We start from the raw sequence: 14,767 nt of genomic DNA on the forward strand, positions 1-14,767 counted from the left end.
AGGTGCGCAGGCAACCGTTTCAAGCTACAGGCTCCGTTCTCAGAACACGGCTTGTCCGCTGCAAATACCACCGCAGAGCCTCGTCATTGGCCGCCATGATTGCAAGGCGGCCGGTCGCCCTAGTACACGCGACGTACAGGTCATCTGGACTGAGGGCCGCAATCCGGCCAGGAACATCGGCGTGCAACAGGACAACGTTCTTGCCTTCGAGCCCTTTGAATGAGCGGATGGTGGAGAAATAGACGAAGCCTGGCTTTCCTAGCAAGGCAATGTCTTCTGTCACCTCAAGCCCGTACGCCTTCCTGGATGCCTCCAAACACGATTTCTCCAGCTTGAAAGGCGACAGGAAGATCGCCCCACCCTCAGGTGCAAGCTCATGGGCTGCCGCCCAGGCGGCTGCGGCAGCCGTTGCGCCCCATCCCTTTTTGAGCAGCGGAGCCGCGCCAACCGGGACACCTGGCATATGCACGACAGAAAGCTCGCAGCAGCCATTTGTTGCCGCATTCACAAGCTGGGTATTGCGGCAATTGTGGTACAGCCTGAACGTTACTTCTGCACCGATCGGCTCCTGCTTTGCCGACTTGTAGACGTTCTGTTCCCAGTCGGCGAAAAATAGCCACTGCCCAGCAGGCGTGAGCAAGTCCACCAATGCAAGCAGGCGAAGTTCTCCAAAGTCTTGGCCTTCATCCACGATGATGGCTTCATACTTTGATTGGAGTGGCAGTTCTGCCGCTACGTCTTGCACGAGGGACGGAAGCTCCTCAGTAAAAAAGGTTTGCCCGATCTTGCGTCCATCGGGCACTTTGGCCAGCTGGTAGAAAAGCCGGTCGACCGAAGTGATGGCCGCCGACATCTCAGGGTTCGCCAACTTCAGGTGCTCGGCAAGGGCCTTGTTGAAACAGACATACAATGCCCGCTTCCCTTCTTCGAGCAGTGCATCCAGCTTCCACAGCGCGAGCAAAGTCTTGCCCGACCCAGCCGGGCCAACGATCGCAACGCGAGGAAGTTCAAAAGCTCCGCGCAGTGCTGCGAACTGCTGCCTCGTCAGTTCATCAAGGTCAACTGCATCCTCTTCAGCGTCAAGCGGTACATCGCGCGGCGCAATGCGGAATGATGCATTCGACAGGACCGCAGCAACCCTGCCTGCCATATCAGCAGTGAACTCGCTTCCCTGTGCCTGGTGCACACGCGCCTCAAGGGCGCCTCGTATCCTACGTTCCAGGCGATGCATGTCCTGCGAGGGCACCACTGTGCTCGGGTCATACAGTGTGGAAGGCCCGTCGACATGACCATTTGGATACGCAACGAGGAAAGCAAATGCGCCCGGAAACCGCTGCCGGGGCAACCGGTCGCAAACGGCCTTCGCGAGTGTGTGCATGTTCCTGCACGCCTGCTCGGGCGGAGGTTCATCAATCGCAACTTCGGCCTTAACCTGGCCGGTGCGGCGGTCAGTTTCTTGACGGTACCAAATCCCGTTGTCGCCAACGCGTACCGAGCGCGAGCCTTTCACCTCAAGTACTGCCATACCAAGGCCAGGAACTAGTACGACGAAGTCGCACTGCCCGTCCCTCACCAATCCTTGGTCGTTCTGCAATGCCCATGCGACATTGCACACCACTATCCAGTCGTGCGGCAACTGGTCAGCCAGCAAACGGCGCACCTCCCGCTCCCAGCGGTCCATGCTGTTTTGTCCGAGGATCTTCGGCATGTCAGAGACTCCCTTCTCCAGAGCGGAACGCAATCAGTGGCAAGCTGGGAAAAGATTGCCGGTCTAGGTAGGCGCCTCCAATCAGTTTGACCTTTAAGCCTGCACCTGGAACATTTGAAACCATCACCTTCGCCAGCCTGCCATTGACGTCCGCGAGCCACATTCCAGCTTGGGCCGCCCAGGCATCGCCGCCAGCTACTTTGGTCCAACTCCACCCATCAAGAACCGTGACGCTGCCTTCTTGAGAATCGATAAGCGTCTGGATCCAGGGCTCCGCAGGCGTGGGAGCCGCGCCACCGCCGGCACCTGCGCCGCTGGCACCGATGTCGAGCTTGGGGAACAGATCCAGGTGGCCGCGCACCCATGCCATCCGGCGCGACAAGTTGAACGAGTCAACTAGGTGGATCGAGGTAGCTCCCATGCTACGGGCCCAACCAACAAGCGCCGCGTTGATCGGCCCATCGTCGGTTATAGATGCCGACCACAACGGATGGCTCACCAGATAAAAGGCCGTTGCTTCCTGGCCGGCAATACCTGCTTGCGCTAGCCAGCCATGTGAACCAGCCGGCCCCGTCTGCCGAGCCAAGGTACCCTTTTCGTAGGCAGAGCAATAGGCATCCGCCAGCTCCGACGCGAGTGCCTCCCAGCTACTCAGGCCAACGCCCCAATCCTCGAAGAACCGGTCCCGGCCAGGTACGAATGCGGGATCCTGTATGACGCGTAGGAGTTCAAGTCCCAGGCGCCATTCGATAAGTCCATGGAGCTGTCGGTTGCGGAAGCCGCGCAGCAGGAGGTCCGGCGACCGCCATACTTGTCCGCTTTGCGTTGCACGCCTGCATTCCTCCCGGACCATTGTTCCAAGCCTTGCATGCTCGCCAGATCCATCAATGCAGCCATCCAACAAGGCCCTCCAGTTCCGGCTGGCCCAGCCAACCAGCCCTGCGCCGTTAGGATGGTCGTCGGCAAGGTACAGCTCAGTGCCTGCTACCGCACTGTCCTCCAAGTACTTGTGGACGGAGGCAATTTCTATATCAAGCGAATCGACGTCGAGCTCCAGTGCGATCGCGCGCTGCAAGATGGTGGCGGCGGAATACCAAGCCGCGCGCCTCGAGCACAGATCTTTGGTGCCGTCGAAGAATGCCAAACCGCCGCCATCGAGTAGCCTGATGCTCAAAATGTCCGTGGTTTTGGGAGATGCAATGCTCGCGGCGATCTCCGCTTCGTCAAGTGACGCTTTCCATATTTGTCCATTCAACCATTGCGCACCCCTGTGCTGCCGGAGCGAAGCAGACTGGTTGAAACCGAATGGCTTACCACCCGGCCCCTGCGCAATGCGGTACACCTGCCCCTGTTGGTCCAAGGCCAGGAAAGCCCGCCCAAACGGGCGTTGCGGTACCGCACGCAGCGAAGGAGATGCAACAAAGGACCTTGGCCCCCCATTGCGCGAAGCCTCAGTCGACTTCACTGGCTTCTCAATATCTAGGTCGGTTAAAAAGCCATTTGGTACGACTGCCAAAGACACGTCTGAAACAGAGCCGCATCGAGGGCAAGGTTGGGAGGGCGGATTCCTAATCCACGACTCCTCCCATCCAGCAATTACCTGGGTAGGCCGCAAAGTAGCGGGATCAGCACGGTAAACAGTGAAATTCCGGCAGCTCTGGCAGAAGATCTGCCATGTTGCCTTCCCGATAGGGCGGTCAATGGTTTCCCACTGATAGCTACGGTCATGGGAAATCGATCCTACGAGGCCTATCGGAGAAAGCAGCCGTTTGTCCCAGACGCGCTCCGAACCCGGCGCAAAGTCAGTGATGGCATGGTCAAGTGTCCGGTCAAGCGATTTGGGTTCCCTCGATTGGTTTGCAGGATCTGGCGGAAGATGGAAGTACAGGTTACGGACCGAAGTCGGCATGCCATACATCGGCAGCACCCCCGCCTCGGCAAGCGCAGTAGCAAGGCCTTGGCTCGGATCAGGCGCGGTTCCCGCGACGCCCTCAAGGCGCACTGGCAGATCAAGGGCATCGGCGGCAAGCTGCGCTGGGTCGATTTCTGTTCCTCGCGTGACCACTTGAGCGATCCCGCTGATCTCAGCACGGTTGTCTATGAACCATTGTTCGACGGATGCTTTGCGCGTGCCTGCGTAGTCACTGACCAGCCCCATTTCGCCGTGCGTATCCACGGGCCTGCCAGAGTCGTGCCACATGCAACCGGCAGACCGGAATGCCCGGCGGAGAGCCTCTTTGGCTAGTAAGCGTTCAGCGAGGAGGCGCTGGTCCTCAGTTGCAGACACCGAAGGCTGCGGAGGTATACCTCCTGTCATCTCTTCTGGGTGGTCGAAGTGGATGCGGTCATGCGTCTGGCCGCGGCAGTACGTCAAGACTACAGAAAAAGCTTGGCCCTTACGGCCAGCTCGGCCTGCACGCTGCTGGTAATTGAACCGTTCAGGAGGCATGTTGGCCTGGAACACAGATTGGAGCGCACCGATGTCCACGCCAACCTCCATCGTCGTTGTCACCGAAAGCAGGTCAATCGTGTCAACCAGGCGCACCACATCGCGCCGCACCACGTCCTCAATGCTTTCGTCTGGAAAGAAGACATCCCGGAAATGCCTCTGGCGCTGGGCCTGGTCACTTGTTTGCCCTGTCAGCTCCTCTGCGTGGATCCTGAACCCTGATTCAGCATCGGCTGCCAGATAGGCGTAGTAGTGGCCTGCCTCGATCTCCGCGGCCGAGCGCTGGCCATTTGGAATCGGAGGCAAGTGCCCTGTGCAGCGGGAACAGACACCTCCCGACGGCTGCCAGTGGACCTGGCCGCAGCGGTCGCAGACCCATGGCCGGGAATCGCGCGACGCGACTTTTACCCAAAGGAAAGACAGCTCGACAATTCCCCAGGCATCTGCGGTTCCGTGCCCGGCCCGGGCCAAAGTCTCACGTACGCTATCCCGGAGGCTTTCCCAACCGACGCCTAGCCGGCTGGCACAGGCACTCAAATAGCTTCCGATTCGTGCCTTGTCAGCTCCCTCCCGCCGGTTTCCCCGCGGCTGCGCCCGGGTCCACGCCTCCGGAGGCCAGTCGCGTTGTGCGGGATTCGTGCGCCGCTGCTCGGTAAGGATGCGGATAACGCTCTCGCACACGCCGCGGAATGCGTGCTTGTCTATGTTCGAAGCATGGAGCAGCTCCGCTGACGGTGGCAGGCAAAGATATCCAAGTCCCTGCGCCTCAAGGTCGTAAAGGAGGCGGCCGGAGATGGCTCGCCAAGACTGCTTGCGCAGGGCGTCCCCGAAGTGCTCAAGCCTGGCGGCTTTGGCTTGCGGAAACTCAGCCGACGAAAGTTTGGGCCCGTTTGGAGACTCGAAATCGAAGAACGAAGTCCAATCCTCCCTCTCACCGACACGCTTTGAGTCGATCCCGGGACCAGCAGGATTCACCCCAATGCGCGTGAAAAACTCCCATAGCGGCGGAAGCACCTGCTTGGCCGGATCCGGCTGCGACAAGAACTCATCGAAACGGACAAACCCAGGTTGCCACCGATCGGTCCGGCTAACGTTTAACTTGGCATCGTCGCTAGCAAACTCCGCATCATCCTTTACGGATTTCGCGTCTCGCCAAAACTCTGCCAGTGCCTGGTACTCGGCGGCCGGAGACGATTCTTTTCTCTCCCGCAGGATTGCCTGGCCTTGGGCGATATCCCCGGCGCTTACGGCCTCAAGAAGCTGCTTCTTGATTGGCTCAACGCCGCCCGCGGCCCTCACCCGGATTTCGCGAAGTACAGCAACCCGCAGCAAATGCTCCCATTGCTCCGCCTCGACGCCGTTAGCCAGTCTCGCTGCAGATTGCCGGCTGTCCGAAAACGCAACAAGCTTGCGGCCGGCCCCCCGGGGCATTACTCCCATTAGGTGCTTGGTCAGCAGCAGGGAGGTCTGGGTCAAGCCAGTTGCGAATGACCGGACCGGCGCAGGCCTTCCACCTTTACGCACTGAGTAGTCGATCTTGCACGACGGGCAGCGCTGCGGCATTGCTGGAAGCACATCAACGGAAGCTTCTAGGTGAAACCAAAGGCAGGGAATGCTATTCCCCGCAGGCTCATTCCCCACCTCAACAATGCCCGTCGACGGATCGATGGAAGAACGCAGCCAGCTCGCCGGAGCTGTGTGCACGGGCCGGCGGGTGGCCTCATCGCGCTCCTCTGACCCCTGCGTCCACCGAAGCTCTGACGGATCGGATGCGCCTTCCCAATCGCTCGGCAGCAAGTGGAGAACACCTAGGCTGTCATAGCGCTGGGCGTCAGTCCTGGTCTGGGGCGTCGACTCTGGCAGTCCTTCGATTGCTGGCGGCATAGGAGCAAGCTCATACCGTTCGACGCTCCCAGCGATGGACGCGGAAGTTTTATAGCCGGCAAGCAGCTGGGTTCCGCAGCATTCGCAGTACAGGACTTCGAGCGCACGGACTCCATCGACTTCCATCCGGGGCTCGGCAAGCAATCGCCCAACCCTGCGGCGCCGATCTAAGCCAACATGCTGCGCAGTTGCCCACAGTCCATCGATGTTCTTGACCATCCAATGGAACCGTATCCGCGGCAAAGGATGGGCAGGCTGGATTAGATTTTCCGACGCAAGCTGCGAGGCTCTTCCAGCCACAACGAAAAGGCTGCGGGCTGCATCGCTAGCGTCGCTTTCCGCCATGCTGGGGAACAGGCTGCGCAGATGGGGAGAAAGCGACTTGGCGCGATGGCGGCCACGCTCACCTTCGAATCTCCAAAACGAGTCTGCCAGGCGCTTGGCGGGAATGGCACCGCCGATGTTTGAGGCGAAATCACGCGCCAACGAGTCAATAGACCTGGCACCGTTAGATTGCCTCGCCGCGGCCAGGCAATCCGCAGCAAAAGACTGAGGAATCTCAATGGGGCCTTGTGGATCCCCATTCACGCTGACACCGCCTTCTACATGGAACCTAGTTCTGGCGACCTCAACGCCCATCCCGAAAAACTCGCCGAGGAATTTATAAGTGTTGTCTGCCTCGCCATCAAGAGATGCACTAGAAGCGAGGATTTGAAGCTGTCGGCTATCCGGTTCCAAGCCAAGGCGCGCTAGCAGCAATCGGAGCAAGTACCCGACCTCGGTGCCAGACGCACCACGATACAGGTGGAGTTCGTCGAGGACAAGCTGGAAGACATGGTTGTCCCGGTCCTCTGCAAGCCACTCACGCGTTGCCTCAAAGACATCGGCGTCGGCGCGGTCCCCCGGAACAACAGTACTAGCCTGGCGCATGAGCATGATGGATAGCATGCTCACATTGGTGATTAGGAGGTCTGGAGGAGCAGCCTGCATCTCCCAGCGATGGAACATCTCGGCAGCGCTGGGCGACATCCGCGGCACAAACGACAGCTGCTCCCGAAGGTCGGCAAGTTGCTGCTGTGCTTCTTTGATGTCCGCATCGGACGCAGCAGTTGACCGGCAACGCTCTTGGGCAGCCTGCAATGCGGCCAAGAGTTCCTGGTACTGCTTGATCGCTTGTTTCAATGCAGCCTTGAGCTCATCGTGCTTGGGCTTGTTTGGTTCGCGCTGCCCCTGCTCGTCAAGCCTCCATGGGTGGCCTGGTACCGGGGTAGTGCCGTTGTAGCGGCCAAACCGGACGCGGTTCGCCCCCCAGTGCCGGTCGAACGCAGCATGCGCCTCATCGGAGTCCAACGCGCGGCGCAAGCGCGACATCTGGTCCTCCACCAAAGCGTTCATTGGGTACAAGAGCAAAGCCCTAACCGCTGGCCTCCTGGTCTCGCCCCGCGCGGCTGCCCGCCCGAAATCCCACGGTGGAGCGATCTGCCACTCGGAAGCTGAGGCCATCTTCGGTGCAGCCTTGGCCCAGCCACCTGCCCCGCGGAGTGCTTCCCTCGCGATGGTTGCAAGTACCGGGAGCAAGAACGACTCTGTCTTGCCAGAGCCCGTCCCGGTGACGACCACACAATGTTTGCGCTGCATCGCGGCCTGGAGCATCCGCTGCTGGTGCATGTACAAGTTAGCGCCGGCAGGCATGAGTCCAGCGCCAGCCAAAGCAATAAAGCCCTGCCTTGCGGCTTCACCCATACCAGGAAGGTCGGAATGGTCAAGCGCGCCAAGCGCTTTGGAACTTACGTAGGAGGGCAGCAACTCAAGATACGGCTCTTGGAATAGCACCCCGGGAGTATTGAGAAGCGCTTCGCGCTCCTCTTCAAAAGACGGTGAGTCGGTGCCAAATGCTGACTGGATATACCGCTTGAGATGGCCTTTGAGCTGCTCCCATGAACCGAGCGGATCTTCGCCTATCGTTTCTCGCACTTTTACCGTCCTCCTAAGCATTTAAAGTTTCTGGGCTAAACGCAGCCTCGGTGCACTCGAATGGAACCAATGCGCACCCCAGCAATGCAGCAACCCGCCTCGCGATCTCCGCGGGAACCCAGCTATAGCAGAGCCAATGCCCAGGAACGAACTCCCGGTACACATGGCTAATAGCACCAACAACACGTCCAGAGTGGCTGTCGAAAACCGGCGACAGGTCCTCGGTATGAGCGCCTGAAATAAGGAAATGGACCAAGGGCCCAGTGCCAGCGCAAAGCGCAAGTGCGCGCTCTAGAACAGCCGGTGGCCGCAGCCGCGCTGGGACCCACAGATTGCGCGCTTCTGGGTCGTAGTGAAGCGGCCAAGGAAAGGCATCGTTCCGGCCATGCTGTTCCTTGAGCATCTGGGCAAAGGCCATTTGGGATGTCCAAACTCCCCAACGTGAGTCAGGAACATGCGAATACCTCGGCGTGCCGTCTGCGCGACGCACCCCCAGCACGTACAGTTGCAAGGCAGTCGCCTGCGGATCATCGAAGCGGAAAAGCTGAGCGCCGCACTCCCGGTCAATAGTCATTCGCTGATCGGCAACAGGTACGAACCGGGCCGTATCCGCCTTCAAGCGATGCAGGTGTCCTAGCTCGGCAGAGATTGCTTCTGCCCCTCGCAACTCCGCAGCCACCCTGGACTGCTGCAGTGAGCCGGCCCAGAACGCTACATCCCGCGCCGGCGCCTGAGCAAAGAGAAACCCCATTGGTGAGCACTCCGCCTTGACCGAGTCCTCGTCAACCGCAGCCACGCGCACCGCCGGCAGGTGGCCAGCAAATGGTTCTGCGGCAGCCAACATGAAGTTGGGATTGGCTTGGAGCAAGCCCCATTGGGCTAAGCGCAAGGTTCCCGATACGCCAAATAACGGCAACCCATCTTGCGTGGAAGGTAGTCCGTAGAGCGAGGGCGCTACACCGTGGACACGGACGAAGTGTCCTTTGCCATTGGTCTCGATTTCTAGGCATCCTCGCGCTCGGAGGTCCATCAGTAATGAAATCGGATTGGTACCACAGCAGAGCCTAGAGATCTGGTCCCTTGCTGCTCCGTAAGAAATCGATCCTCTCGCGGCCAAGGTGTCCAAGAACTGGGCTGCGCCTAATTCTGAGAAGCTCCCGTCCATCCACCCGGTTACGGCAGCGACATTACTCACTTGGTCGCGATGCCATATCCCTGCAGGGAGGTCTTGGCCGCCAATGAAGATCCCTCTCAGCCCATCAACACCAGGTCTTGGAAACCCCAAGGAATCGAGAGAAAAATCCTTGGCCTCCCCACGGCCCTCCCCGTCCAGATCCGCAACCCGAAGGCGAAGGTTCGCAAGCTCGGCCGAGCCTGCTACAAGCTTGATTTCAAAGCTGCTGCGGGTCAGGTCGGACAAACCTAGCAGAAAGCGCCGAAAGCCCGACGGCCCTTCTTCCGCAGAGTGCTGCGGCACTTCCGATAGCTGAAGTCCTGGAGCATGCAGCTGCGCCCCAGGAGGGGCGTCAAGTTCGACAGCAGGCAGGTCATACGAAGCGAACAAGCGTGCGCCGCCACGCAGCAGCCGGCTCCCCCCCACAAACCGCAACCTAGCCTGCGGCACGTCAATGGCCTCAGTTTCATCCGCCAAGTACTTCCGTTGCTCGGCAGTGAGCCTTTCTGCTCTATGGATACAAGCCATCTGCCAGCCGCTCGGCAAGCCGCGCACGTCCATTGCTTCAAAAGAAACCTGTTCCCGCCTTAGCCATGGATTGGTCCTATCCCAATCAGCCGGAGCACAAACAAGGTAGAAAACTCCGTAGAGTGGCAGCTCCCGCTCAGTCAGCTGTTGTCCGAAGCGCGGATCAATGGAATTCCAAGCCAGTATCCGACGAGACGTTTGGCGGATGGGTTCCTTGCGGCTCTGGTCCTCGTACATGCCTGAGCCGTCGTCGTCAAAGTGAACCATGGCCTCAAGTTGCCCAAAGGCCGAATCAGAAAGGGCAGCGAGCGATTGGCGGACGTGGTGCGGCGAAGCGTCGGTGAGGAAGATGGCACTCGCGCGGTGCAAGCGAGCAGCCATACGCTGCCCTGCAATCTCAAAGCTGCAGCCGGGGGCATCAACTATGGCCGGAAAACTCCAACACACATCCCATCCGTTGGGCACCTCCTCTGACGGCAGAAGGACAAGCGTGACTGCGGCCTTCGCTTCACCGGGTTCGTTAGCCAGTTCCTCACCGCTGGCTCGGCCTGAGCTGGGTATGCCGGATTTTGGGCGGCCTCCACTCCACATGCCCATAAGCTTCCGCAAGAGCGCAGCCAACGGTAACTGGTACTCGGGCCTCGCCATGGCAGATCGAAGCGCCTTGGTCAGGAAGACGGATTCGCGGCCGCGCTGCATTAAGGACGCGAGCGCCATGTCGGTCAGATCCTGGCCAGGCCGGAACCTGGCCTCCCAGAACAGCCTCGATAGGTTCCGTTCATCCTGGCGGCTTATCAAAGCCTGCGAGCGAGGGATACCTACAAACCTGTGCTCTCCGAGCACTCGGCAGTGGAAGATGCCGTAGCGTCCGCCGCACTCCTTGGACGACCAGGTTTCGAGGTCCTCCCACGCCCGAGACATACCCTCGGTGACCTTGGGCTCATTCCTGAAAGTTTGTCCAAGCCATCCCTGCACCGAGGCGTAGAAGCCGCCCTCCACCTGCTCATCCGATGCGGCCAGCACCCATAGTGCAAGGATGGGGAGGTAGGCTGGAGCTCGCATCCCTGCGTACCTCGGGTTTGCAGTTCCTGGATCAACATACGCCGGAGTCCGTAGTACATCCTTGCGCTGATCGACCAGAATACGGGCTGCCACAGCACAGTTGGGAAGACTTGGCAACCACGGAGCGCCAGATCCAACGGCGTCTGCTAGCCCCTGGGCGCCGCCAAGGTGCAGGCCAAATGAGTCAAGTTCGGCGCGAGTTGCGCGAATCCAGACCTCTTCGCGTTCTGCCGCTGCGGAGAAAAATTCCGTGAGCAGCAGATCGTTCCATGCAACGAACAGAGACATCCCGCGAATCAATGTAGCGGCGCCCTAGCCCGCCTGCAAGTTCGCGCCTCCAAGCTTCTCAGGCTTTCAAGTCGTACCCCGTGTATCGGCGCGCAGCTCGGTGACATGTACTCCCCTCCCCTACAGCTGATTGATGGTCTAGGTGTCGTGTCTCAATAGGTTGTTCACCCGGAAGGGTCTGGGAGACTGGAGTTACCACGCTTCAGTCACCAGAGGATCTTCCGAGTGAACAGCCATAAGAATGCCAGATTGACCTTCGAAGGACGCAAATTGCTTGTCCAGCGCATCGCCACCCTGGGGCTGATGCCCGCAGCCGAGGCTGCGGGCATCAGCCCGCGCACCGCACGCAAGTGGCTCCAGCGCTTCGAGCAGCATGGCGAGCACGGCCTGCTGGACCGCAGCTCGCGCCCGTCTCGCACGCGCTCCTGCCTGGATGCGCAGCTTTGCGAGCGCATTGAGCAGTTGCGCCGCTCGCGCATGCCCATGCGGCAGATCGCTCGCATCGTCGGGCGCAGCGTGCCCACCGTGTGCCGGCTGCTCGCCCGCCTGGGACTGTCCAGCCTGAAGGCGCTCGATCCTGCAAGCGTGCCGCTGCGCTACGAGCGCGAGGCACCCGGTGAGCTTCTGCACATCGACACCAAGAAGCTCGGGCGCATCGTGCGGCCCAGCCACCGCGTCACAGGCAACCGGCGCGACTCGGTGGACGGCGCAGGCTGGGAGTTCGCCCACGTGGCCATCGACGACCATTCCCGTCTGGGCTTCGTGCAGATGCATGCTGATGAGCGCAAGGACTCGGCGGTGAGCTTCCTGCTGGCGGCCGTGGCGCACTATGGGCAGCTGGGCGTGAAGATCAAGCGGCTGATCACCGACACCGGCTCGGCGTATCGCTCGCGGCTGTTCGCCAAGACCTGTCAGGCGCTGGGCATCAAGCACACCTTCACCCGGCCTTACCGCCCCCAGACCAACGGCAAGGCCGAGCGTTTCATTCAGACCTGTCTGCGCGAATGGGCCTATGGACGCACCTGGGCCAACAGTGCCGAGCGCACCGCCTGGCTGCCAGCTTTCCTGCGCTACTACAACGGCGAGCGCCCGCACTACGCTCTGGCACACCAACCACCAGCCTCCCGCCTTTGTGGGAACAACCTATTGCAACTCGACATCTAGGTACATTCTGCAACAGTGCTGAACTGCCGCAGCGCATGCCCCCGCATCTCGGCGCGCAGTAACGGGCCCATGATCTGTGGCTACCCCATCGCGGTTGACCTGTTGAGTTCCGATCGAGACCGGACATTGACCAATACACAAGACCAGTTCAAAGCGCGAGCGAGCCTGTAACGCGATGCTACATTCCAGCCATGGATCAAGATGCAAAGCCTTCCCAGCGAAAGATCACTTTAGTTAAAAAGTCCACTGCCGAAATACGTCAAAATGATGCATCCGGAAGACCGCGGACAATACAGGTGGAAGTTCGGAAGAAAAGGACCTTCATCAAGCGGGAGGACGTGGAAAAAAAGGAGGCCAATGCATCCACGATGCCCACAGGAATTTCCGTTGATCAGATCAGCCCTCAAATAGATTCCCGTCAGAAAAAGATCCGCTGGCGAAAAATCAAGTCTATCGAGATATCGAATTTTAAAGCCATAGAAAAATTAGACCTTCCACTTTCAAACGTCACGGTACTTGTTGGGCCGAACGGTTCAGGAAAGTCATCAGCACTTCAAGCTATTCATTGGGCCACACGGGCGGCGAGCTACATCCCCCCTAAAGAGCAATCAGAAGTCGTATCGTTTGAAAGACTTGATTACTCGCCATCGAGCGAGCCCCTAACTACTGCTCATCGGGGTGTTCTATCCGCGGAGAGAAGCAGCCAGCCGACCTCGGTTGTATTCAACCATTTCGAGGAAGAGGCTGATCAAGCAATTTCGGCAACAATTAAAATCTGGGCCGCTCGTAATCGAGGGGGGATATCTGTTCACATTGAGGGCGGCAATGCCGTATCTCCTTTTAAGCAGCGTGAAGAGCTAATTTCAACGTACATCCCCGGCCTTGCAGGCCTCTCTGAAAAGGAAACTATTCTAGTTAAGCCCCTGCTACGGAGGCAAGCTGCTGGAGGCGACGCCGGAAGTGTTTTAAGGAATGTTCTTTTCAACATTGCCAGCCGACAGTCGTCGGAAATAGACAACACCTCAGCAATAAAGAGAATAGAACACTTAAATCGGTTGGTGCAAATCGTCCACCCCAACGTTCGGGTTGAGGTAACCTTCGATGAGAGGGAGGATATACATATTCAGGCATCTTTCGATGACAATTTGCTTTGCGGCGTCAAGCGACCGTTGGAAACGGCCGCAACAGGGGTTTTGCAAGTCATCCAAATATTCGCATATCTAGTTCTATTTCGCCCCAAAATTATTCTTATCGATGAGCCAGATGCCCACCTTCATCCAGACAAACAAGAGCGGTTGATAGAGGCGCTGGAGCTTGCAGCTAGTGAATTTGAAGTACAAGTACTGTTAACCACACACAGTCCACATATTGCACGCGCCGCTTCGCCAGCAGTTGGGCTTCTTTGGGTGAACAATGGACGTGTTGTTGAAGAGCAGAATGGAAAAATACGCTCACTACTTGGATGGGGTGGGCTCGATAGAAAAATTTTGTTTTTCGTCGAAGATGAAAATGATCTTGCCATTCGGAGCATTTTGAGGCAATGGCCTCACCTCCATCGGCAAATCAATGTTTGCAGATGCTTTGGCGTTGATAATTTGCCAAAAAACTCTCTACTTAAAGGCTTACTGGGGGAAGAGGCGTTCAGCATTAAAGCTTTGATCCACCGCGATCGGGACTTTATGACCGAAGACGAAAGTGTCATATGGAGGCGAAAATACAATGCCGATGGCGTTGCCACATGGGTCACGCAAGGCTCTGATGCCGAAGCCTATTTCTGCTCTCCCTCATACCTGTCTGCTATTTATGATATATCTGAAGAAGACGCAAGGCAATGGCTAGAGTCCGCAATTGAATCCTGTTCGGACGCGGAGAGAGTTTTCAAAGAGAAGCGCAGAGTCATTAATAGGCTGTTGCACGAAGATGGCGGCTCCCCTGCAACCTCAAATCTATGGAATTCTGGCGGACGGATTTCAGCACAAAACATCCTTGGAAAATCCCTTCACAAGGCCTTGAAAACGGTTGCAAAACAGCAAAAAAGAGATGACCGGCAATTGGATAGATTTTTCATTCCAGCGAATCATGAAATCGCAAGTGAACTTCGCCTCACTATAGAAAGCCTATTAAATCTATAATAAGCCAATGAAAAATCCATTGCCAGCCAATAAATGCTTGAATAATTTTCCATGGAAATCACTCAGCCACAACCATCGCAAATAGGCGCCCCTAAGAGACCAAACAAGCCTCATCAATGCAGCCTGCAAATGGATGTTGTAAGCCATTTTTGCGGACAAGATCACGGATAAACATGTCATGGATTTTTATCCTTCTTTCTCGCGCTTCTAAAACCTCGATCTCGAGCAATGAACGCTGCAAGGATGTGAGGAACTAGCAGGCTGCTGAAATACTCATCCGCTTGCGGCGTCCGAACTCTGTCGAATGAGACGGCAGAGGGTCGCTTTTCGCATGGCAGGTTCTACGGTATCTGCATCACGCCTTTTGGCTGCCCACACGCACTGTGCGCCCCGTTTTCACCGAC

At 58.2% G+C, this 14,767-nt stretch carries 6 protein-coding genes and 1 pseudogene; 3 read left to right on the forward strand and 4 right to left on the reverse strand.

The window, feature by feature from the left end; all coding sequences use genetic code 11:
- Positions 1–19: 19 nt before the first annotated feature.
- The 3 genes from BXA03_RS20370 to BXA03_RS26650 are packed head-to-tail and all read right to left on the reverse strand — an operon-like array spanning position 20 to position 11,067.
- Entirely contained in the window at positions 20–1,708 is a 1,689-nt protein-coding gene (locus BXA03_RS20370) for a nuclease-related domain-containing DEAD/DEAH box helicase (RefSeq protein ID WP_076511030.1), read from the reverse strand.
- Position 1,709: 1 nt separating this feature from the next.
- Positions 1,710–8,015, reverse strand: a complete 6,306-nt coding sequence (locus BXA03_RS20375; protein WP_159444735.1) for a DEAD/DEAH box helicase — start codon at positions 8,013–8,015, stop codon at positions 1,710–1,712.
- A gap of 13 nt (positions 8,016–8,028) precedes the next feature.
- Positions 8,029–11,067 carry a hypothetical protein gene (locus BXA03_RS26650; RefSeq protein WP_143476384.1) on the reverse strand — a complete coding sequence of 1,013 codons (3,039 nt, stop codon included), beginning with the start codon at positions 11,065–11,067 and terminating at the stop codon, positions 8,029–8,031.
- Between the two features lie 225 nt (positions 11,068–11,292).
- On the opposite strand from BXA03_RS26650, the gene BXA03_RS20380 reads away from it, so the two are divergent.
- The 3 genes and pseudogenes from BXA03_RS20380 (at position 11,293) to BXA03_RS20390 (ending at position 14,363) form a co-directional block, all read left to right on the forward strand.
- Positions 11,293–12,231 carry an IS481 family transposase gene (locus BXA03_RS20380; protein ID WP_076511032.1) on the forward strand — a complete coding sequence of 313 codons (939 nt, stop codon included), beginning with the start codon at positions 11,293–11,295 and terminating at the stop codon, positions 12,229–12,231.
- Positions 12,232–12,449: 218 nt separating this feature from the next.
- Positions 12,450–12,573, forward strand: a pseudogene (locus BXA03_RS27305) (translation initiation factor IF-2 associated domain-containing protein); the annotation flags it as partial.
- 26 nt (positions 12,574–12,599) lie between these two features.
- The gene (locus tag BXA03_RS20390; RefSeq protein WP_234983779.1) at positions 12,600–14,363 is read left to right on the forward strand and encodes an ATP-dependent nuclease; all 1,764 of its coding nucleotides are present in this window, start codon (positions 12,600–12,602) and stop codon (positions 14,361–14,363) included.
- A 176-nt stretch (positions 14,364–14,539) separates the two neighbouring features.
- Here the strand turns inward: BXA03_RS20390 and BXA03_RS27560 are convergent, their stop codons facing one another.
- Positions 14,540–14,701, reverse strand: a complete 162-nt coding sequence (locus tag BXA03_RS27560; protein WP_143476400.1) for a DUF2274 domain-containing protein — start codon at positions 14,699–14,701, stop codon at positions 14,540–14,542.
- Positions 14,702–14,767: the final 66 nt, after the last annotated feature.

This window comes from Pseudacidovorax sp. RU35E, from assembly GCF_900156165.1.
GTDB lineage: Bacteria > Pseudomonadota > Gammaproteobacteria > Burkholderiales > Burkholderiaceae_C > Xenophilus.

Excerpts from the sequence above, each read along its gene's own strand:
- BXA03_RS20370 (WP_076511030.1), bottom strand. The coding sequence starts at position 1,708 with ATGCCGAAGATCCTCGGACAAAACAGCATGGACCGCTGGGAGCGGGAG.
- BXA03_RS26650 (WP_143476384.1), bottom strand. The coding sequence starts at position 11,067 with ATGTCTCTGTTCGTTGCATGGAACGATCTGCTGCTCACGGAATTTTTC.
- BXA03_RS20390 (WP_234983779.1), top strand. The coding sequence starts at position 12,600 with ATGCCCACAGGAATTTCCGTTGATCAGATCAGCCCTCAAATAGATTCC.